Annotated in this window: 23 protein-coding genes; 13 read left to right on the forward strand and 10 right to left on the reverse strand. The window is 44.0% G+C overall.

All coding sequences use genetic code 11. From position 1 onward, the window contains the following. Positions 1–24 precede the first annotated feature (24 nt). Entirely contained in the window at positions 25–813 is a 789-nt protein-coding gene (locus tag ABD128_RS06860; RefSeq protein WP_343988445.1) for a 2-keto-4-pentenoate hydratase, read from the forward strand. Between the two features lie 70 nt (positions 814–883). Then, positions 884–1,840 (forward strand): D-2-hydroxyacid dehydrogenase, encoded by a 957-nt coding sequence (locus tag ABD128_RS06865; RefSeq protein WP_343988448.1) that lies wholly within the window; start codon positions 884–886, stop codon positions 1,838–1,840. Between the two features lie 13 nt (positions 1,841–1,853). On the opposite strand, the gene ABD128_RS06870 is transcribed toward ABD128_RS06865, so the two are convergent. The 5 genes from ABD128_RS06870 to lptM are packed head-to-tail and all read right to left on the reverse strand — an operon-like array spanning position 1,854 to position 5,180. Then, the gene (locus ABD128_RS06870) at positions 1,854–2,534 is read right to left on the reverse strand and encodes an HAD-IA family hydrolase (protein ID WP_343988451.1); all 681 of its coding nucleotides are present in this window, start codon (positions 2,532–2,534) and stop codon (positions 1,854–1,856) included. Positions 2,535–2,541: 7 nt separating this feature from the next. Beyond that, positions 2,542–3,468 (reverse strand): tyrosine recombinase XerC, encoded by a 927-nt coding sequence (xerC, locus tag ABD128_RS06875; RefSeq protein ID WP_343988454.1) that lies wholly within the window; start codon positions 3,466–3,468, stop codon positions 2,542–2,544. 13 nt (positions 3,469–3,481) lie between these two features. Beyond that, positions 3,482–4,144 (reverse strand): DUF484 family protein, encoded by a 663-nt coding sequence (locus tag ABD128_RS06880; protein WP_343988457.1) that lies wholly within the window; start codon positions 4,142–4,144, stop codon positions 3,482–3,484. A gap of 38 nt (positions 4,145–4,182) precedes the next feature. Further along, positions 4,183–5,013, reverse strand: coding sequence for a diaminopimelate epimerase (dapF, locus tag ABD128_RS06885; RefSeq protein ID WP_343988460.1), 831 nt, complete (start codon positions 5,011–5,013; stop codon positions 4,183–4,185). Then, the gene (gene lptM / locus ABD128_RS06890; RefSeq protein ID WP_343988463.1) at positions 5,010–5,180 is read right to left on the reverse strand and encodes an LPS translocon maturation chaperone LptM; all 171 of its coding nucleotides are present in this window, start codon (positions 5,178–5,180) and stop codon (positions 5,010–5,012) included. The genes dapF and lptM overlap by 4 nt, the downstream gene beginning before the upstream one ends. 125 nt (positions 5,181–5,305) lie before the next feature. Here lptM and cyaY point away from each other — a divergent pair, with 125 nt between their 5' ends. Next, the gene (cyaY, locus tag ABD128_RS06895) at positions 5,306–5,641 is read left to right on the forward strand and encodes an iron donor protein CyaY (RefSeq protein WP_343988466.1); all 336 of its coding nucleotides are present in this window, start codon (positions 5,306–5,308) and stop codon (positions 5,639–5,641) included. A 38-nt stretch (positions 5,642–5,679) separates the two neighbouring features. Next, on the forward strand, positions 5,680–6,369 hold the full coding sequence (locus ABD128_RS06900) for an alpha/beta hydrolase (RefSeq protein ID WP_343988469.1): 690 nt from the start codon (positions 5,680–5,682) through the stop codon (positions 6,367–6,369). Between the two features lie 92 nt (positions 6,370–6,461). Here ABD128_RS06900 and ABD128_RS06905 read toward each other — a convergent pair whose 3' ends face one another. Beyond that, complete coding sequence (locus tag ABD128_RS06905; RefSeq protein ID WP_343988472.1) at positions 6,462–8,126, reverse strand: putative bifunctional diguanylate cyclase/phosphodiesterase; 1,665 nt, start codon at positions 8,124–8,126, stop codon at positions 6,462–6,464. 194 nt (positions 8,127–8,320) lie between these two features. Between ABD128_RS06905 and ABD128_RS06910 the strand changes: the two genes are divergently transcribed. The 6 genes from ABD128_RS06910 to ABD128_RS06935 all read left to right on the forward strand — a co-directional run bounded on the left by ABD128_RS06910 (position 8,321) and on the right by ABD128_RS06935 (position 14,514). Beyond that, on the forward strand, positions 8,321–9,358 hold the full coding sequence (locus ABD128_RS06910) for a sensor histidine kinase (RefSeq protein WP_343988475.1): 1,038 nt from the start codon (positions 8,321–8,323) through the stop codon (positions 9,356–9,358). A 56-nt stretch (positions 9,359–9,414) separates the two neighbouring features. Next, on the forward strand, positions 9,415–10,110 hold the full coding sequence (locus ABD128_RS06915; protein WP_343988478.1) for a LytR/AlgR family response regulator transcription factor: 696 nt from the start codon (positions 9,415–9,417) through the stop codon (positions 10,108–10,110). 94 nt (positions 10,111–10,204) lie between these two features. Then, positions 10,205–11,134, forward strand: a complete 930-nt coding sequence (gene hemC / locus ABD128_RS06920; protein WP_343988481.1) for a hydroxymethylbilane synthase — start codon at positions 10,205–10,207, stop codon at positions 11,132–11,134. Between the two features lie 17 nt (positions 11,135–11,151). Beyond that, entirely contained in the window at positions 11,152–11,892 is a 741-nt protein-coding gene (locus tag ABD128_RS06925; RefSeq protein ID WP_343988484.1) for a uroporphyrinogen-III synthase, read from the forward strand. Positions 11,893–11,956: 64 nt separating this feature from the next. Continuing rightward, the gene (locus ABD128_RS06930) at positions 11,957–13,294 is read left to right on the forward strand and encodes a uroporphyrinogen-III C-methyltransferase (protein WP_343988487.1); all 1,338 of its coding nucleotides are present in this window, start codon (positions 11,957–11,959) and stop codon (positions 13,292–13,294) included. Next, entirely contained in the window at positions 13,291–14,514 is a 1,224-nt protein-coding gene (locus tag ABD128_RS06935) for a heme biosynthesis protein HemY (protein ID WP_343988490.1), read from the forward strand. The genes ABD128_RS06930 and ABD128_RS06935 overlap by 4 nt, the downstream gene beginning before the upstream one ends. A gap of 111 nt (positions 14,515–14,625) precedes the next feature. Here ABD128_RS06935 and ABD128_RS06940 read toward each other — a convergent pair whose 3' ends face one another. The 3 genes from ABD128_RS06940 to ABD128_RS06950 form a co-directional block, all read right to left on the reverse strand. After that, positions 14,626–15,339 carry a multidrug resistance efflux transporter family protein gene (locus ABD128_RS06940; protein ID WP_343988493.1) on the reverse strand — a complete coding sequence of 238 codons (714 nt, stop codon included), beginning with the start codon at positions 15,337–15,339 and terminating at the stop codon, positions 14,626–14,628. After that, on the reverse strand, positions 15,340–15,597 hold the full coding sequence (locus ABD128_RS06945) for a hypothetical protein (protein ID WP_343988496.1): 258 nt from the start codon (positions 15,595–15,597) through the stop codon (positions 15,340–15,342). A gap of 83 nt (positions 15,598–15,680) precedes the next feature. Then, complete coding sequence (locus ABD128_RS06950) at positions 15,681–15,878, reverse strand: YheV family putative zinc ribbon protein (protein ID WP_343988499.1); 198 nt, start codon at positions 15,876–15,878, stop codon at positions 15,681–15,683. A gap of 93 nt (positions 15,879–15,971) precedes the next feature. On the opposite strand from ABD128_RS06950, the gene ABD128_RS06955 reads away from it, so the two are divergent. The 3 genes from ABD128_RS06955 (at position 15,972) to ABD128_RS06965 (ending at position 18,913) form a co-directional block, all read left to right on the forward strand. Then, positions 15,972–17,330 carry a Na+/H+ antiporter NhaC family protein gene (locus ABD128_RS06955; RefSeq protein WP_343988502.1) on the forward strand — a complete coding sequence of 453 codons (1,359 nt, stop codon included), beginning with the start codon at positions 15,972–15,974 and terminating at the stop codon, positions 17,328–17,330. Between the two features lie 26 nt (positions 17,331–17,356). Beyond that, on the forward strand, positions 17,357–18,145 hold the full coding sequence (gene aroE / locus ABD128_RS06960) for a shikimate dehydrogenase (protein ID WP_343988505.1): 789 nt from the start codon (positions 17,357–17,359) through the stop codon (positions 18,143–18,145). Between the two features lie 381 nt (positions 18,146–18,526). Beyond that, a complete protein-coding gene (locus ABD128_RS06965; RefSeq protein WP_343988507.1) occupies positions 18,527–18,913 on the forward strand; it encodes a hypothetical protein in 387 nt (128 codons plus the stop codon). A gap of 331 nt (positions 18,914–19,244) precedes the next feature. On the opposite strand, the gene ABD128_RS06970 is transcribed toward ABD128_RS06965, so the two are convergent. After that, positions 19,245–19,649 (reverse strand): VOC family protein, encoded by a 405-nt coding sequence (locus ABD128_RS06970; protein ID WP_343988510.1) that lies wholly within the window; start codon positions 19,647–19,649, stop codon positions 19,245–19,247. Position 19,650: the final 1 nt, after the last annotated feature.

Below are 19,650 nucleotides of genomic sequence, written 5' to 3' on the forward strand. Positions count from 1 at the left end.
CAAAATAAATTGATGGCCTATTGTATGAAAAATACGAACGTATTATTACCCCTATTCTCGGTTTTCCTGCTTTTATCCGGTTGTATGGGCTTAGTGCTCGATGTTGACCGCGAGAAACTGGTGGAAGATGCTTATTCATTACAACGACTTAGCGTTTTACAGCATGCCATCAAGGACCCAATCATAGGTTTTAAAGCAGGCTTAACGAGCGAAGCTGCCCAAGATGCTTTTAATGTCGACGAGCCACTTGTCGGTGCTTTATTCGCCAGTGGTTTTAGCCGTAATCGTGGTGCTTATCTTTTAGGCAACTATCACGACTTGCGAATGGAGGTTGAACTAGGGTTTCTCCTTAATAAGGCTATAACGAAACCTATTACTAAAGAAGAGTTACCGCAATACATTCGTGCAGTGGTCCCTGTGGTCGAACTGCCTCACTTCCGATTCACTCGGAACGACCAAATAACAGCACTGACATTAATTACCAGCAATGTAGCTTCTAACCAGTTTATTATGGGCAATACCATGCCCTATGATTCAGAGCAGATTGATCAGATTAAGGCAACATTAACTAAAAATGGCGTGACCATAAACCAAGGGCAAGCGACTGACGCTATGGGTAGCCAAAAAGAAACTTTAGTGTGGATGATTAATAAACTGTTAGAGGTGGGTTATACCATCGACCAGGATCACTTGCTGATTACTGGAGCCCTTGGCACAATGTTGCCCGCGGAAAAAGGTCAGTACGAGGCTTATTTCGGTACCGATCAAATGAAATCTTATGAAAAGTACTTGGTTTCTTTTTCAATCCGCTAAGTTTTAATTCGCTGTTTTAATCGATTATTTATTCGCCACTCTAAGCGACTCAATCAATTCAGGAGCAATCATGCGCGCAGTATTTCTCGACGCCGACACGCTGGGTAACTGGCAAGGTAAATCAAACCAACCCTTGGCCGATCTCACACCTTTAGCCAATTGCTTTGAACAATTTGATGCATATAGCCTTACCACGCCAGAAGAGGTTATCGAACGCAGTAAAGATGCTGACGTTATCATCACCAATAAAGTCGTGCTTGATGCAGATACTTTGAAACAACTGCCACAGCTCAAAGCGATACAACTTGCCGCAACTGGCATGAACAATATTGATTTGGATGCCGCCAAAGAGCTTGGCATTCAATGCTTTAACGTTGCCGATTATTCGACCTTCGCCGTGGCCCAGTTGACCATGCAATTTATGTTGAATTTTGCTACTCGCGCTTGTGAACATTATCAGCTCACGGCGCAAGGCGCTTGGCAGAAAAGCCGTATGTTCACGCTTACTGACTTCCCGATCATGGAGCTTGAAGGGAAAACCTTAGCGTTAATAGGCTATGGTAATATCGGCAAAAAAGTCGAACAATTGGCGAAAGCCTTTGGTATGAATGTAATCGTGGCGAATATCCCTGGCCGCCCTCTGCGCGACAACCAAATCACCATGGACGAAGCCCTTCCGCAGGCAGACTTTGTTTCGTTGCATTGCCCACTAACAGAAGAAACCAAAGACTTATTAAACAAAGAATTTTTCAACAAAATGAAGTCTACCGCTTATGTTATTAACACCGCTCGCGGCCCTGTGATTAACGAGCAAGACTTAGCCACAGCTTTAAAAGAGAAAGTGATTGCCGGCGCAGGACTTGATGTACTGTCGGTTGAACCACCAAGCCCAAACAACCCATTACTTGCGCCAGATGTGCCTAATCTTGCAATCACACCCCATATCGCCTGGGCAAGCCACGAAGCCAAGCAGCGACTGATTCAAGGCATGGCTGATAATATGAAAGGTCTTGTGCTAGAAAACTAAACTCAAGCCAACGCTATAGAGCAGTTACATGATTCTTTAACTGCTCTATATCATTGACGTCGATATGCAAATGCTGGCAATCGGCGTTGATACTGCTTTGAATGTCAGTATCATGATTATCGCCCACATGGAGTAATTCCTGCGGTTCAATATTTTTTAGTGCACAGACTTTATGTAGCATTTCAGCGGATGGTTTAGCACGACCATCAACTCCCGCGATAAAGTGCTTTTCGAAATAGTCCATTAGACCTAGCCAATATAAGTTTGAATTTCCATTACTGACGGCAAATAGGCTGTACTTTTGTTTGAGTACATCGAGTAACTGGTAAGTCACTTGTGGAATTTTTATTTGGTTGCGCCAGTAATAAAAAACAGCGAAGGCTTGGTTCACTAAATTTACGTCTCCTGCTGTTTCTATCAGCATATGCTCGATCACAGCCTTGCGTAATGTTGTCATGTTATCAAAGTGCGGAATGTCCTGCGCAATGAATTGTTCAGACACTCGGTGCATACTCTCGATCGTATAATGCTCTTTAAATGGCGGGTGCTTACGACAAAGAAACTGGTAAAGCTCTTGTTCGCACTTTTCGATAACCCCTGCGTTATCCCACAAGGTATCATCGAGGTCAAAACTAATGGCTTTTACTTTATCCCACTCTACGGCTGCAATTCTTTTATCAATGGTTTGTGGCATGTTTTGGCTAATCTTTTTTCTTTGGTGGTTTACTTTTATCAGTACGATTCTTGCGCGCTCTAGGATGCGCGGCATCATAGGTTTTTGCAAGGTGCTGAAAGTCTAGGTGAGTGTAGATTTGTGTCGTTGCAATACTAGCATGACCTAATAATTCTTGTACTGCGCGTAAATCGCTCGATGATTCTAATACATGAGTGGCGCATGAGTGACGCAGCTTATGTGGATGCAACACATCAGTTAAACCTTGACGCTTGCCCCAATAGTTTAATCGCTGCTGAATCGATCGGTTGCCAAGGCGTTGCCCTCGACTACTTAGAAATAATGCTTGCTCGCTTGTGTCTTTTACAAACGCCACTCTATTTTTGATCCACTTTTTCAGCAGCTTTTCAGCAGCATTACCATAAGGCACTTCGCGAACTTTTCTCCCCTTACCTAATACACGCAAACTTTGATCACTAAAGTTGATAGAGTTTAAATCCATGGAAGAAAGCTCAGACAACCTTATACCCGCAGAATATAGTAACTCGATCATTGCTTTATCACGAATCTCTATAGGCTCTTCTTCAGGCAAGTTGTCGATAAAATGATTGAGGCTGTCGACATCGATATTCTTCGGAAGTCGTTTTGGTTTTTTGGGCCCTCTAAGGCCAATCGCGGGGTTAGTTTTTAAAATTTTTTGCGCGACTAAATAGTCTAAAAATCCTCTTAGAGAAGATAGTTTTAGTGAAATGGTTGAAGGCGAAGCACCAGTACGATGATGGTGTGCCATCCAGAGTCGTATATCTTGGCTGGTCACTTGTGGCCAGCTTGTAATTCGGTCTTGTGTGTAATCCAGGAAATCAACTATTTGGCGTTTATAATTAGTAACGGTATGCTCTGAGTATTGCTTTTGATGAAGCAATCTATCGCAATACTGCTCAACCGTTTTTTGCATATCTTTGCCTATATCATTTCACTAAGCAGGCGTGGAAAATATCACCGATAAAACGTAAAAATAAGGTTCCCATATCTGCTGTAAATAAACCCACATCTTCACTACCAAGAGCGATGATACCGACTTCCGCACCGTCGCCTAAAGGAATCAAAGCATACGACTGTAAGTTTTCCTCAACTTTGAATAACTGTGAGATGCTTTCTGTAACACGACCACATATTGGATCATTTTGAATGAACTGAATATCGGTTAATTTTCTTAAGGTGTCCACATCCGAAATATTTACACCCTCTAAACCGTCCTTATCGTTACATAACCAAATCTGACAATCGCTAATATCAAAGTGCTTTACTAATTGCTCCTTTAAGTAATCTACAATTTGTTGCTTAGTCTCAAGCTCGACCATTTTTACGGCCAACTCAGAGCACTTTACTAATAACTCACTATTGTCTTGCGCATTAACAATCATTTCATTTAAGCGTTGTTGCAACGTTGCAGTTCTATCGCGCAAATTTAAAATTTGTCGCTCAACCAACGAAACCGAACCATACACTTTATGATTGATTTTTAACTCTTCTAATAATTGCGGATGGCGCTCAAAGAACTCAGGATTTTTCTCCAAGTATGAAGCAATTTTCCCCTCAACCCTTACTAAATCTTCAGCGGCTCTACTCATTGTCATTTCTCATCGTTTGATTGATTTAATTTGCAATTTTAAATATCAATTTGCCCTTCAAACACTACCTTAGCCGAACCAGTCATATACACATTTCGATCCTTGCCTGCCCAGCGTATCCATAAATTTCCCCCTGGTAGGCTGACCTTCACCTTTTCATCCAGAAGATTTTGTAAACGCCCAGCGACCACGGCAGCACAAGCCCCCGTTCCACAAGCTAAAGTTTCACCGACACCACGCTCAAAAACCCTTAACTTAATTTCGTTAGAGCCGATTACCTGCATAAAGCCAACGTTTGCTTGTGCTGGAAAATAGCTGTGCTGGCTCAATATTGGCCCAACCTTTTGCACTGGAGCTGTATCGATATCATCCACCTGTAATACACAGTGGGGGTTACCCATCGAAACGGCACCGACTTTATAGCGAATTCCCTCGGCATCAATCATGTAGGTATCAGCTTGCTCGGCAAACCTAAGAGGTACTTTCTCAGGCTCTAATCGTGGCTTACCCATATTAATGGTGACTAAGCCATTATCTTCAAACACGGTGCTCATGGTCGCGGTATTAGTCGATAGTCGCAATTGACGCTTCCAGGTTAGACCTTTTTGCCTCACATACTTAGCGACTGCTCTTGCGCCGTTACCACAGTGTCCGGCCTCGCTTCCATCAGCATTAAAAATTCTGAAATGAAAGTCGGCCTCTGGGTGCTGGGGCGCTTCGATCAATAATAGCTGATCAAATCCAACACCGAAATTCCGGTGTGCTAACTGGCTGATTTGCGCTTGATTCAAGTACACAGGCTGAGAAATCGCGTCCACTACCATGAAGTCATTGCCAATCCCCTGCATTTTAGTAAAAGGGATTATCATGAGCTCACCTCTTCATTAGCCTTTTCTTTACTATCGCCTTGTTTTTCTTGTTTTTTTTCTGGCTCGCTCTCTGGCAAGTATAAAGGTCCTTTTTGACCGCAAGCAGCTAAAAACACCAAGGCCATAGCCGTTAGGCCTAGCTGCCTTATACGTTTCATTGTCATCATTAACATTTTCTTGGAAAATAAGTCTTATCTTGCAATAGCTTGGTTTTGACTGCAAGCACGATTGCATTCAACGGTACATCTGGCACAATATCCGTCCACTATTGAAGCAAAATGGTACCCCAAAAATGGCTACGCTAACAGAATCTGAATTTAACGACAAAATGGACCAAACAATTATCGCCATTGAAGAAGCTTTGGATGAGCTTGACCAGCTGGATATTGATTACGAAACCAGCGGTGGCATTTTGACCATAACTCTCGAAAACGGTAGTAAAGTCATTATTAATCGTCAAACCCCTCTGAAGCAGCTCTGGTTAGCAGCCAAAGATGGCGGTTACCACTTAGATTGGGTTGATGGGCAGTGGCAAACCGATAAAGATCAAGAAGCGCTAGAGCCATTACTTAGTCGTGTCCTCTCGCAACAATCAGGTGAAGCCGTAGACCTTTCGCTTAATTTTTAATCTACTGTCGACCGAATAAATCATTACTAGGAACCTCCATGAGCGAAACTATCTCACAAACACAATCAGAGCTTTTACCGTGTGTTACCGTCAACCCCAGTTCAGAGCACAAAGCGACCGTTATCTGGTTACATGGCCTTGGCGCCGATGGCCATGACTTTGAGCCGATTGTGCCTGAATTAAAATTGCCTGCCGAATTAGGCGTAAAATTCATCTTTCCGCATGCTCCGGTAATGCCTGTTACCATTAATGCTGGCTACGAGATGCGCGCTTGGTACGACATTCGCGATACAGACTTAGCCAACCGCGAAGATAAAGAAGGAGTGCGTCAGTCAGCCGCACTTATTGAAAAATTTATTGATGTTGAAATTGAATCAGGCATTCCTAGTAACAAAATCATTTTAGCGGGTTTCTCACAAGGTGGCGCGATCGCATTGCACTTAGCCACCCGTACTCAACATAAATTAGCTGGAATCGTCGCTCTTTCTACTTACCTGACGATGCCAGAAGAGCTTGCTAGCGAAAAGTCATCAGCTAACTTAGACACCCCTATTTTCATGGCTCACGGCTCACAAGATCCTGTTGTACCCATGCAACGAGGGCAATTCAGCGCTAAAACATTACAAGACAACGGCTTTAAAGTCAGCTGGCAGGACTACCCAATGGCGCACGCCGTGTGTTTAGAAGAAATTCAAGCTTTGGGTAGCTACTTTAAAAACCAGCTATAAGTACCAATCGGGACAGATAGTGAGTGCTTTTGCACTCGCTAACAATTGTATTTCTAGTCACCTCTGCCGCTATTAAGAATTTGACGCTTCTATCACGCCATCGAGGCGTAAATTCCATTACGGCTTAGATACCAACGCGTGAACTGCTCCGGGGGAATTGCAGGAGAGATATAGTAACCCTGAGCCATGTCGCACCCTGTGTTTTGTAAGTACTCAAACACTGATGCGCTTTCCACTCCTTCAGCTATTGTTTTTATTTCCATCTTTTTAGCTAAGGTTACAGCAGCGTCTACAATATAGGCAGCCCCTTTATCATCGGGTAATCGTTTAATAAAAGATTGATCTATTTTTATCAAAGATGCCGGCAAACGATGCAAGTATTGTAGGGATGAATAACCAGTTCCAAAGTCATCAATTGAAATTGAAAAGTTCGCGTTTGCTAACTTTGTTAGCTGTTCTATGGTTTCTTCCATATCCATAACTAATGAGCCTTCAGTCAACTCCAGCTCTATCCACTCACCACCAATTCCAAACTTCTCTAACATGGCTATCACGCGCTCGGTAAACTTAGGATATAACAAGTTTCTCGTGGAAATATTGACTGCCACCGGAATCAATATCCCTTGGTTTCTCCACTGTATATGCTGATTAATCGCTTCCTCTAGAGCAAACTCTGTAATCCCCTGAATTAGAGTGCTTTGCTCAGCACGCGGAATAAATGAGCCGGGAGCTATCATCCCTTTTTCAGGATGGTCCCACCTTAAGAGTGCCTCTACACTACAAATCTCGCCAGTTACCAAGTCAATTTTTGGTTGGTAATGTAAGGACACCTGCCCTTTTTCCAAACCTTTTTGTAGCTGACCAAGAATTGAAATACTTCTTTCTGTTCGCCCCACCACTTCTGGGTTATAGGCTTTGATATCTTGTGCCAATTCTTGGACTAGCGCTAACGCAGCTTCTGCTTGATGCAAATATACCCCCGGAGATTGTTCGCCATCACCGAAGCAAACATAGCCAACCCTTGTTTCGATATGGACTGAAATTTCGTTGTAGATAACGGCTTCCTTAAGCAGCACTCCTAAATTATTTAAGAACTTTTGATTTTGCTCTTCGCCGTTATTGAGGATGATGGCGACCTCGGCGGAGTCAGTATGAAAAATATCATCCCCACCATTTAAAGCTAACCGTCTTGCAACTTGTTTGGTCGCATGCTCAATGACATTAAATCCAAATGCCGACTTTAATTCTAAAGTATTATCTATGGCAATAATTGCCAGAGTTGTCGAGCTAGACATTCGATTGCTTTCTTTTAAGTTTTTTATGGCTCCAAATAGTGCGTTTCGGTTGGGTAAACCTGTTTCAGGGTTATGCTGAGATAGCCACTTAAAATGTGAAAGGTAACGCGCGACACTACTGCTTATATAGCCGCAGCCACCACCTATCAAGACAAAAAACCCAGCTCGATATAGCCAACTTATAGTAGGTTGCATTTCTCCTGTAGTAACGTTTATTGGCATCAAAGGACCTAACGCTAATCCTGCGATTAAGCCCATAAGTAATCCGCCTTTCAAACCAAAGAAAGTACCAGCAACAAGAATGGGGATATACATGAGTTGGGAATAAGCATATTTAATCCCACCCGTCATATAGACGAGCAAACACACTAGCGCTACCATGGCTAGCAATGCGGGGATCAACGAGCGTCGTATTATTTTTTTATGTCGCTCTAACCAGTCGAAGACTATTGAGGTCTCCATAAAACCTCCAATTCCATACGTGCAGTCACCTTCAGCTAGATTAGACTGTCACAATATCCATACTAAAAGCATCAAGGAGTCATTACAAGCTATTGTTTTTAAAGTAAACCTTATGCCTTAAATTTTTAATTTAATTTCAAACACTTATTATGTTTATCTAGATTTTTAAATTCTTTTCAGACACTATTAGCAAGATGAAGAATAATTATTCACAAGAAAACAGCCGCCACTCTATTCCAGACTTTTGTCAGGCGTCGACGGTTTACCTCACTGTCATTGCGAGTATTTTACTAGCACTACTATTGAGTCTCGTCAGCCCAGAGTGGCACACAAGCTTTTGGTACAACTTAAGTTTGTACTCGCTGTTTGTGTTATGGGTTTCGTTAACCAGTCTTGGTACTTTATGTTTAATGCGCCGCTATATGCCCGATCGGTATTTACTTAAGCTGTCTTTAAAACGCTTTTCGGCACTGGCTATTAGCCTTATCTTAATCATCACTTTAGCCTTTAGCTTACTCATCAGCTACTATCTCAGCCAGGAACCTTCTTTATGGTTTTTGTTGCGCAACCTTGTCATTGCATTCATCGTCAGCGGGGTTTTATTCCGCTATTTGTATTTGCGCGAAGAAAGTCTACGTCGAATCCGCTCCGAAGCCGAAGCCCGTGTTCAAGCATTACAGTCGCGGATCCGCCCCCACTTCTTATTCAACAGTTTAAATACACTGGCCAATTTGGCCGCCGTTGATCCTGATAAAACTGAGCAAATGATTTTGGACATGGCTGATATTTTTCGAGCCAGCATGAAGCGCTCCGACGTACTGATTCCTTTTTCCGAAGAACAGGAGTTGTGTAATCAATATTTAGGCCTGGAATCGCAGCGCCTAGGCGATAAGTTAGCCATCGAGTGGCAAGTTGATCATGTGCCGAAGAATTTACTAGTTCCACCGCTGCTCATTCAGCCACTGCTAGAAAACGCAGTCTATCATGGGGTTCAAAAACACCCACAAGGTGGCACCATCAGTATTAAAGGCGTCAGTTATCAAAAACACATACAAATTGAAATAACCAACCCACTCCCACCGGTAGATGCCGAGCATCATAATGGTAACTCCATGGCGCTTAAGAATATTCGCCAAAGACTTGATGTACTCTATGGAAATAAAGCCCAGCTTACGTATCATCAGGCTCAGGATAAGTTCTACTGCATTTTGAAAATTCCAAAGCAGTTTTAGGGATATCGGTATTCCAAATACTGATATTAAAAGTTTCGGGGATATAAAACGGTATCATGAAAACCATTATTGTAGACGACGAACAGCCTGCTCGCGATCGCATAAGGCGGCTATTAAACCATTACAGCAAAATAAATATTGCGGCTGAGGCTGCTAATGGGCAAGAGGCTCTTGAGCTTATTCAGCAGCATAAACCACAGCTCATATTCCTCGATATTTCAATGCCGGTGATGAATGGCGTTGAGCTAGCCAAAATCTTAAGCCAACAATTCCCACAGCTAAAAATCATCTTCACCACCGCCTATGATCAGTACGCGCTTGATGCTTTTGATGTTAATGCCACTGACTACTTACTGAAACCAATTCGTAAAGAACGTTTACATAAGGCGCTTTCCAAATTAATCCCAGCTGAGCATGAACAAGAACACATTACTATCCGAGAGCGAGACTCAGTGAAGAAGATCTTGCTCAAAGATATTTTATTCTTACAGTCCGATCAGAAGTACGTGGAGATTCATTTAGCGGAGCAGACTTTATTGGCGAGCGAAAGCCTCAAAGAACTGGAAAATCGCTTCGCGCACCTTTTTTTACGCATCCATCGCTCGACTCTAGTTAACCGGCAACACTTCTACGGCATTGAGCAAGACGACAGATGTTGCTTTGCATTACTACGAAACTGCAAGTGTAAACCGATCATTAGTCGACGTCACCAGGCAGATGCTCGTCAATTTTTGCAGTCATCCAACGACTAAAGTGCTTAAATTAGGCTAACCTGCGGTTATTTATGATAAACTTGCAGCAAATTTCAGCAGGTTTTATAGCGTCCTTAGCGACAAACATCCATCTATGAGTATTTCAATCATTCGTATCGCCACACGTCAAAGCCCTTTAGCCCTATGGCAGGCAGAATACATCCAGCAACGTCTCAAAAGTATTCACCCGGATTTAACCGTCGAGTTAGTACCAATGACGACTAAAGGCGACAGAATTTTAGGGACGCCCTTAAGCAAAATTGGTGGCAAAGGCCTTTTTGTCAAAGAGCTTGAGCAAGCGATGCTAGAAGACAGGGCTGATATCGCAGTGCACTCGATGAAGGACGTGCCGTACAAGTTCCCACAAGGCCTTGAGCTTAAAGTTATCTGCGAGCGCGAAGATCCTAGCGATGCTTTTGTATCGAATAACTATCACAACCTAGATGAGCTACCGGTTGGCGCCACTGTAGGGACATCGAGCCTACGCCGCAAAATGCAGATTCTCGCTTTGCGCCCTGACTTGCACATTACTGACCTTCGCGGTAACGTTGGCACGCGTCTTTCTAAACTCGACATGGGGCAGTATGACGCCATCATCTTAGCTTCTGCCGGGTTGATACGCCTAAAGCTTGGTGATCGCATTGCCAGTCGCTTTGTGCCAGAGCAAATTCTTCCTGCACCAGGGCAAGGTGCGGTGGGTATCGAAGCTCGTACTGACAGCCCAGAGCTTGATGCCTTATTGGCACCGCTTCAAGACGAAGAAACCGCTTATCGTGTAAAAGCCGAGCGTATTATTACGCAAACACTTCAAGCTAGCTGCTCAGTTCCAATCGCAGCTTACTCCACCATTACAGACGGCACTTTATCGCTACGCGCCTTAGTCGGCGGTATTGACAACCAGATGATTGAAGCATCAGCCGAAGGTCCAGCGGAAACGGCTGAAACCATTGGCAAAAAAGTTGCCGATTCGCTATTGTCCCAGGGCGCCAAAGAGATGATTCTAGCTCTTGGCACAGAGTCATAGTTAATAGAATCAATCTTGTGAATACTGAGCTAAAGGTTATTGTTACTCGCCCTTCGCCTTATGGTGAGCAGTTGTGCGAGCTTCTTTCACAACACAGCATCAGCAGCGACCACTGCCCACTTATCCACTTTTTGCCTGATCTGTCCTTTAACACCGACCAGCGGCTGGCTCTTCTTCAGCAACACCACACCTGGATTTTCGTCAGCCGCCAAGCAGTCAACTTTTGCTTCGATGGTTTTAGTGCCGAGCAAATAGCAAACATCTTAGAACTCGCACAAAACAAAGCCATTATTACGGTAGGCGACGCCACCGCAGATTCACTGGCGCAGCTTGGCATCAATGGTTTAATACCACCGACACCCAACAGCGAAGGTATGATTCATTTGCTTGAGAAATACCAACTCAAAGAAAAGCCGACGTTACTCATACGAGGCGGCCAAGGACGTAAACTTCTGCAAAATTATTTTAGCAACGGCCAGCTTAACATCCTGCCGGTTTATCAGCGCCAACCGACCGAGCAACCTTTACTTACACTATCAAATCGCACTGCTATCGTCATAACCAGTGGTCAGCTACTAGAGCTCGTGGCTTCTCACGTTGCGTCAGAGAAGAGAGGGGCTTGCACTATTATTGCAGGCAGTCAGAGAATCAGCGACTTAGCACAGCAAATAGGCTTTACCACTTGTTATACTGCTAAGGACGCTTCAAACCATGAGTTGGTAAAAAGTTGCCTGTTATGGCGAAATAACGTTACTTAACAACACATTGTTGATTAATGTATAGTTGGTTAAGCATCCGAATTCAAAACTAGAGAAAGAACCGATGAGCAACAAGGATAATACTAGCGAACCAAACGATCCTCGCCAAGAGGACTCTACTGACAAGAGTTATGATAAAGTGAGTAGCAGCCAGACTGATTTAGATGTCGAGCAAAGCGCTGCCGACTCAGCTTTCGATGATAACCCACACTCAGAGCAGGCCGATTCTAGTCAGTCAGGTGCTCACTCGTCAGAGCCTAGCTCATCAAAACCTAATAAGACTCAAAGCCAATCTGCTACCAAGCCGATTAAATGGTTTATCTTAATCATCCTTTTGGCAGCTATTGGCTACGCCATCTTTTTTGGCTGGCAAAAATGGCAAAATTATCAGGCAAGTCTTGATAAAGCTGATCGAATCGAAAACATTGAACAAAATGTTTCGCAGCAACAGTCGCGCTTCAACGCACAACTGTCTGAGCAGAACCAAAAGCTCGATAAGCTAATGTCTCGTCTTGAAGATAACCAACGCTACGTCGAGCAACTGCAAGATCAACTAAGAACAACGCAGCGCAAGTTCCAAACCTTTAGTTCGGAAAAGCAACAAGACTGGTTATTTAACGAAGCCGAGTATCTTATTCGTGAAGCGTCTTATAAGCTAAGCTTCACCGACGATGCAGCTTCAATTATTGCTTTATTACAAGCAGCCGATAATCAGTTAGCCAGCCTTGATGATGGCTCTCTAACCCAACTTCGCCAAGCCATTAGCCAAGACATTAACGCTGTCCGTAGTAGCGGAAACTTAGATGTCGAAGGCATTGCTATTGCTATTGAAACTCTGAAGGACAGCCTAGCTCAGCTTGAATTAGCCAGTGTCCAACTTGAAAACAAAGAGAATTCCGTTGAGGAAGTTCAGCCAGAAACCGATCTTTCGAGCTGGCAACATTTTAAAAACTCGATGTCTAAAGCGGCCAGTAAATACTACACGGTTCACCAGTTCGATGAATCGACTCAGCCGTTTATCAGTCCACAAAAAGATCGTTTATTACGCGAAAACATCTTGCTCAACCTACAAACAGCACAGTTGGCCGCACTTCAAAATAACCAAGCGCTGTTTGAGTCTAACTTGACCAACGTCAAACAATGGGTCGAGCAATACTTCAAGCAAAAGCCTGCTGCAACACAAGCTTTTCTCGAACAAGTTTCGGAGTTACTCAACGGTAGTGTCGAGTTAGATTTACCGCAGTCCTTACAGTCTTACACTTTAATTCGTGAGATTTCACAAAGTAAAGTAGACGCTTGGTTAGAGTCACCGTCTACTACCAAAGAAGCGCAAGAGGGCGTGGCTCCTGACACTCAACCAGACAATGAACCAGACGAGACAGCAGAGGAGCCATCAGCATGAAGCTAAAATGGATCATCTTAATCGCGCTCTTCGGCGGCTTGATCTTGGGCCCTTTAATTAGCAATGTCCCAGGCTCCACTTATATACTGCTAGACCAAACTGCTATCGAGTTTAAGAATAATTTCGCCATTGCTATAGTCCTTTTGTCACTCGTTGGACTGTGGCTATTGTGGATTCTTATTCGCTACTTACTAAAAACCAGCAACCTCACGGTAGGCTGGTTTGGCGATAGAAACTTGCGCAAAGCGCGCCAGCAGACTATTGATGGCATGATCGCACTTGCCGAGGGTCATTGGAAAACTGCCGAAAACTTGTTAGTGAAAGGCGCAAAGTTTCGTGATACTAAGCTAATTAACTACCTTGCAGCGGCACGAGCGGCACAAGAGCAAGACGATCATAAAAGTCGCGATCAGTATTTGCAGGAAGCGGCTAAGGCCCAGCCTGACGCGCACATTGCCATTGGCTTAACTCAGGCTCAACTTAAAATTCGTCACCGCCAATACGAGCAAGCGTTAGCCACACTCAATCATCTGCGTGAGCTTTCTCCACACCACCCTTATGTGCTCAAGCTTTTACATCAGCTCTATACCAAACTTGGTGATTGGGAACGCATTATTGAGTTACTACCAAAGCTTCACAAAAACCGTGTTTATAGCGCAGAGCACGTTGCCGACATTGAGGTTATTGCTTGGGCCAAATTATTGACCTTAATTGCTCAGCGTGACGGCTTAACGGCTGTTAATGAACAATGGTTAAAGCTTTCAAAGAACGTTTGCAAACGTCCTGAAGCCCAGTTGGCTTATGCTGAAATCCTTGCCGAGCAACACCAATACGATCAGCTAGAACTGCACATCAAAGACTCAATGAAACAGCAGTGGCAAGAACGATTGGCAGAGCTGTACGGCATGATCGAAAGCCAAGAGCCTTCGCGCACATTAGCCACCGCCGAAACCTGGTTAAAGCAAAAACCAAATAATGCCGTACTGCTGACAACGCTTGGCAAGCTCTCTTTGCGCGCGCAGCTCTGGGGAAAAGCCAAGAAATACCTTGAGCAAAGTATTGAGCAACAACCATCGGCAGAAGCATACTACTACTTGGGGCAAGCTTATAAAGAACTGGGCCACCCGATTCAGGCGCAAGAAGTATTTTATACAGGACTGGCGAATGAAGTGAGTCCGCAAAAGAAACATCAAGTTATTGCGGACTTCAGCGAAGAATAGCAAAAAATAGCAATGAAACTTAATCTGTAATCATTAGGGGCGGTTTTTCACCGCTCTTTTTTATGGCTCGGTTCCTATGTCGCTCTCAGCCTAAATAACTATCTTCATAATTTAAACGACTTTATCGGTAGGGATTTTCGGCTTCGGTTCTAACTTTTGGTATTTCAGGAACAGGCCTAGGCCAATCACAATGACGATGATCCCAATTGTAGACACCAGATTCGGCAACTCAGAGCCCAGCAATAAATAACCACCAATGATCGCAAACAATACATCGGATGCTTGCGTCGCGTCCACCGCCGCGATTTCTGTGGTATTGGAGGCTTTGTTTCTAGCCAGAATGAATAGTCCCGTGGCAATCACTCCCGAACATAACGCCACAATAGCCGTACTAGTCAATTGCCCCACAGATGGTGGCTCGGGTTGTACTACTGCTACCAGAATTAACCACAATGGTATAGTCCCCACCGAGAGCAACCATATTTTGGCAAAGACATCATTTAATAGCGGGCTTTTTATATGAGGAATGCGCTTGTGGGTGCCATACTTCGCTTCCCACAGTATTTGATTACCCAGTGGGTAGCAGAATGCGGCAATCAGCACTGGAACAGCACCATAAATCAATTGATCCGAAGTCATGGTATGTAGGTGGCTTAAATTCACCAATACCACGCCAGCGACAATAACGATGGCGAAGACCCAAACCAGTGGATGGAAGCTTTTTCCTAGTAAACCAAAGATAATTGAGCTCGCCACCAGCGTAAACTGCCAGGTAGCGGAAATAATCCAACCCGGCGTGTGATCAGCGCTGTAACATAGAAACAATTAGAAAAAGCCGAAACCGATAGTACCGGTTATTACCCAAAAGCTTTTGTACTCCAGTAACAACCTCGTTAACTCTTTTAAGTAGGAAACACCTTTTCGCATTAAGAGAAACAGGGTTAAGAAGATTATGACAAAGCCATAACGAAGACTGGCAGACCATAGCCAATGACCGCCGGCGGCACTCATCGCCTCATTAAGTACAAAGGTTGCACTAAAGAACAACCCAGAGAGTATCCCCAAACCTATCAGTTTTAACATGTCTAGAACTCAAAGCTTTCGTGGCCGCTATTATCGAGCAAATTACTGGGTATGGATAGAAGATTTATCGTTAAATTTCGGAACTATAATTCTTTTATTTTTATCATTTTTGGAGCGGATGCGGGCTCGTTATCATTGCTAATTTTTTCATTAAAATCGCACTCGATACACTCACGCACAAAGATTTCATCTTCGTAATAACAAACGGTTGTATCCATTTGCTGGCACTTAGGGCACTTAGCCCCAGCGACAAATCGTTTAGCGGTAACTTTTTGCTTCATTGAATTTACTGACCGATTGCTATAAGGTGCTTTTTCGACCTTACAACAAAGAATGACTTAGGCTTAACAGTCTAACATAAAACCTTAAAACCTATGAGTTGGTTAAGCATCTTACCGCCCATCGTGGCCATTATATTTGCCATCTGGAAGCGCGAAGTCACCATCGCCCTATTGTTGGCAATATTCACTGCGTCCCTCATTCTTGTCGGCGGCAACCCAATCTATGCGTTTACTGATAGCGTCGATCGTATTATTAACGTTTTTTCCAGCGGCTATAACACTCGAATCTTAATGTTCAGCCTGTTAATCGGCGCACTAATCCAACTTATCAAAATTTCTGGTGGTGTTACTGCTTTTGTCGATTGGCTAACTCATAGAAGCCTGGTCGATAATCAGCGCAAAGCTGGTCTGCTACCCACAATTTTAGGCAGCTCCATATTTATTGACACCAACATGAGCGTTTTAACCGCCGGCCTCTCGTCGCAAGCTCTATTCGATAAGCTCAAGATGAGCCGCCTTCGTTTAGCCTACATTATCGACTCAACCTGCGCGCCGATTAGTGTATTAATCCTGCTAAATGGTTGGGGCGCGGCTATTTTAGGCCACGTTGAAAAAACAGCAGTTAGCGATCCGACGGCAGTCATGGTCGGCAGTATTGCTCTGAATTTTTACGCTATCGTAACTCTGTTGATTGTTTTTTATACGGTGCTCAGCACTAAAGTACATGGCCCACTGAAAACCATGGAAAACAAAATCACCCATCAGCAACAAGCCGAACAAGACCTACCTAAAGCGACTAAAAAGCGTTACATGCTGGCACCTCTTATTTTAATGGTTGTGAGCATTCTGGTCTTTATGGTTATTACCGGTGACGGTGATATTCGCCAAGGCTCAGGCTCCGAGTCGGTGCTTTGGTCAGTGATCTTATCGACGCTTTTAGCGCTTGGTTTACTGCGTTATGACGCGAAAAAGCCGACCAAAGAGTTAATGACCGAAAGCTTCAAAGGCTTAGGTAATCTTTTGCCATTGGTCACACTAGTGCTGTTAGCCTTCGCTCTCTCCTCGGTCATGGGCGAGCTAAAAACAGGTGAGTTTGTGGCGCAAGCGGTCGGTGACTTTATTCCGTTATGGTTAATCCCAGCCCTGATATTCGTCTTGGCGGGTTTTATTTCTTTTACCACAGGGACCTCTTGGGGCACTTTTGGTATTTTAATCCCTATCGCTATTCCACTAGCTTTGGCCTTGGGAATTTCACCAAGTCTAGTGTTAGGCGCAGTGTTAGGTGGCGCTGTATTTGGCGACCACGCCTCACCAATTTCTGACACCACCGTGATTTCGTCATTGGCGGCGGGCTGTGACCTACTCGATCACGTAAAAACCCAGTTACCTTATGCTATGACCGCAGGCGGTATCAGTATCGTTTTATATATTATTTTTGGCCTCTCTCAATAAGAAAGGTGCAATAGAACAATCGAGTTATGAACAAACCACTTCGCTACGGGGTTGTCGGAAACCCCATATCACACAGCATGTCGCCACAGCTGCATCAACAGTTTGCGGAACAGACTGGCTTAGACATTGTGTATTCAAAATATTGCCCAAGCACCAAAGGTTTTAACCGCGTGCTTAACGACTTCTTTCAAAGCGGTGGCAAAGGGCTCAATATAACCGCTCCTTTTAAACTAGATGCTTTAGAGTACGCTGACCTTATTACCGATCGCGCTAAAGACTCTAATAGTGTTAATACGCTGGTTTACACGCCAGAAGGTATTCTTGGCGACAGCACTGATGGCATGGGCTTCCTGCGAGACCTATACGCCAAGCAAAAAGAACACAACATCGACTTTCAAAACAAACGCGCAGTTCTGCTTGGCGCAGGTGGCGTCGCCCGCTGTATCGCTCAGTCGCTATTACTCGACGGCTTTGAGGTTTACCTTATAAATCGCACTCTAAGCAAAGCCGAACAGCTAGCCAAAGACCTGGTACATCTTGGCACCATCAAGCTTTATTCAGTATCAATCGCGGTTGACCTCATCGTCAACTCCGTTAGTTTTAACGCCGAGAAGTTTCTAAGCCAAATCACTTTTGCTGATAACTCCGTCGCCTACAACCTCAACTACGGCGATAAAGCAGGTCAGTTTTTAGAAGCTGCCAAAGCACACACCAATAATCAATTCCATGGTTTAGGTATGCTGATTGAACAAGGCGCCGAATCATTTGGGCTTTGGACGGGGAAGTATCCGGATACGTCGTTAGTTCAGCTCTAACACGTCATTGCGAGCAGAGCGAAGCAATCTCTTAACATTTAGAATATGTCTCTCAGTATTCCCTTCTGAGTTCTAATCAGACTATTAATTTCGCTTCTCAGCGAGTTACTTTTCTTGCGTGGACAAGAAAAGTAACCAAAAGAAGTCCACCCCTATATTGAGATCATTCTGCGAATGATTTCCTTCGAACAAACCAAGTTACTTAACGCACCGTGAAAGACAGTCCCTCCATGGCCTGTTTTTCACTATCAAAATCCTCCACGATTTTGATTGCTATAACTTGCTTTATCCTCAGCTCAATATAAAGGGTAGGTAGCACTCCCATTAACTGATATATTCTCATTAACTACATCAACTACCAGCTTAAAAGGGCCATATGAAATGAAGGTACATAAAGGTGAAATAGCAATGGATATGTTAGAAGATGCCATCGACCTTCATTACAAGACACGATATCTTTCTTGCGTGCACTTATCAGCAGCTGCATCTGAACTACTATCAGGACTTTGTGAGATTAATGGCTTTGAAAGTTCAACTCAAAAATTAAAGCAAATGGTTAAAGATTTCTATGATTCAGACTCAAGCTTCTTTTCCAAACCCAAAGTTGCTATAAAAAGATTCAACTATCCTAAAAATGCTATTAAGCACATAGATGGTGTAAAGGATCAGTATGCCTACCTATCACCAGAGTCACTTTCAAAGATGTATATTCACCAATGTCAAAAGATGTTAGCCCAATTCGGACTTTGCTTATTAAAAAGGCTCTAGCCTTATATAAATGGAGGACACGAATTTACAGGCACTATTAAATTGCCCCTAAAGTTAGCCGAGTAAAAGCAAGTTATAGCGTAAATTGGGCAGGATAGCCCAATTTAGTCAAAACGAGACAGGACGTCGAGTTTGACGGCGCGTGAGTAACTTGCTTGAGCGAGGGAAGCCCGCAGGGCCTAGCGATCGGGGGTGTCTTTTCTTTTCTCCCTTTTCTTTGGACAAGCAAAGAAAAGGGTAAAACCTACTCACTCCGTTCAATGACTATTGATATCAACAGTCAAGGGCTCAACTTTGACGCCAAGACATTTCAACAAAGCATTGCCGACGTTCAGATGCTAGATACGATTGGTGGATGATGAATCATCTGCACCCGGTTCCCATCCGGATCCAGGCAATAAAAGCTAGTCGCGCCGTCGCGGTGTCTGCGTGGCTCGGTCAGCATTTGGACGCCGTTTTCTTTAAAAAACTCATACCACTGGTCCACTTCTTCGGCGGTGTTCATAATAAAGCCCAAATGATCGAGCTTTTGGCCGCCTGAGGTGTCTAAATCGGGATGTTTGCTGTGCAGAGCTAGGTTGTCATGGCCTTGCGAGGTTAAATAGACGTTAGCGTCGTCTGGGCGCCATTCGACGTCCATTCCAAGCAATTCGATATAGAAGTGCTCTGCTGCGGCTAAATCCTCGACAAACAGCGCTAGGTGGCGCATTCCTAAGTGTTTTGCGGGCCTTTTCATG

This window comes from Kangiella japonica, assembly GCF_039523535.1.
In the GTDB taxonomy this organism is placed as follows: Bacteria; Pseudomonadota; Gammaproteobacteria; order Enterobacterales; family Kangiellaceae; genus Kangiella; species Kangiella japonica.

Excerpts from the sequence above, each read along its gene's own strand:
- xerC (WP_343988454.1), bottom strand. The coding sequence starts at position 3,468 with ATGCAAAAAACGGTTGAGCAGTATTGCGATAGATTGCTTCATCAAAAG.
- ABD128_RS06950 (WP_343988499.1), bottom strand. The coding sequence starts at position 15,878 with ATGAAGCAAAAAGTTACCGCTAAACGATTTGTCGCTGGGGCTAAGTGC.
- ABD128_RS06870 (WP_343988451.1), bottom strand. The coding sequence starts at position 2,534 with ATGCCACAAACCATTGATAAAAGAATTGCAGCCGTAGAGTGGGATAAA.
- ABD128_RS06930 (WP_343988487.1), top strand. The coding sequence starts at position 11,957 with ATGAGCAACAAGGATAATACTAGCGAACCAAACGATCCTCGCCAAGAG.
- ABD128_RS06935 (WP_343988490.1), top strand. The coding sequence starts at position 13,291 with ATGAAGCTAAAATGGATCATCTTAATCGCGCTCTTCGGCGGCTTGATC.
- lptM (WP_343988463.1), bottom strand. The coding sequence starts at position 5,180 with ATGATGACAATGAAACGTATAAGGCAGCTAGGCCTAACGGCTATGGCC.
- cyaY (WP_343988466.1), top strand. The coding sequence starts at position 5,306 with ATGGCTACGCTAACAGAATCTGAATTTAACGACAAAATGGACCAAACA.
- ABD128_RS06860 (WP_343988445.1), top strand. The coding sequence starts at position 25 with ATGAAAAATACGAACGTATTATTACCCCTATTCTCGGTTTTCCTGCTT.
- ABD128_RS06970 (WP_343988510.1), bottom strand. The coding sequence starts at position 19,649 with ATGAAAAGGCCCGCAAAACACTTAGGAATGCGCCACCTAGCGCTGTTT.
- ABD128_RS06880 (WP_343988457.1), bottom strand. The coding sequence starts at position 4,144 with ATGAGTAGAGCCGCTGAAGATTTAGTAAGGGTTGAGGGGAAAATTGCT.
- ABD128_RS06865 (WP_343988448.1), top strand. The coding sequence starts at position 884 with ATGCGCGCAGTATTTCTCGACGCCGACACGCTGGGTAACTGGCAAGGT.
- ABD128_RS06910 (WP_343988475.1), top strand. The coding sequence starts at position 8,321 with ATGAAGAATAATTATTCACAAGAAAACAGCCGCCACTCTATTCCAGAC.
- ABD128_RS06965 (WP_343988507.1), top strand. The coding sequence starts at position 18,527 with ATGAAGGTACATAAAGGTGAAATAGCAATGGATATGTTAGAAGATGCC.
- ABD128_RS06905 (WP_343988472.1), bottom strand. The coding sequence starts at position 8,126 with ATGGAGACCTCAATAGTCTTCGACTGGTTAGAGCGACATAAAAAAATA.
- aroE (WP_343988505.1), top strand. The coding sequence starts at position 17,357 with ATGAACAAACCACTTCGCTACGGGGTTGTCGGAAACCCCATATCACAC.
- ABD128_RS06915 (WP_343988478.1), top strand. The coding sequence starts at position 9,415 with ATGAAAACCATTATTGTAGACGACGAACAGCCTGCTCGCGATCGCATA.
- hemC (WP_343988481.1), top strand. The coding sequence starts at position 10,205 with ATGAGTATTTCAATCATTCGTATCGCCACACGTCAAAGCCCTTTAGCC.
- ABD128_RS06945 (WP_343988496.1), bottom strand. The coding sequence starts at position 15,597 with ATGTTAAAACTGATAGGTTTGGGGATACTCTCTGGGTTGTTCTTTAGT.
- dapF (WP_343988460.1), bottom strand. The coding sequence starts at position 5,013 with ATGATAATCCCTTTTACTAAAATGCAGGGGATTGGCAATGACTTCATG.
- ABD128_RS06900 (WP_343988469.1), top strand. The coding sequence starts at position 5,680 with ATGAGCGAAACTATCTCACAAACACAATCAGAGCTTTTACCGTGTGTT.
- ABD128_RS06955 (WP_343988502.1), top strand. The coding sequence starts at position 15,972 with ATGAGTTGGTTAAGCATCTTACCGCCCATCGTGGCCATTATATTTGCC.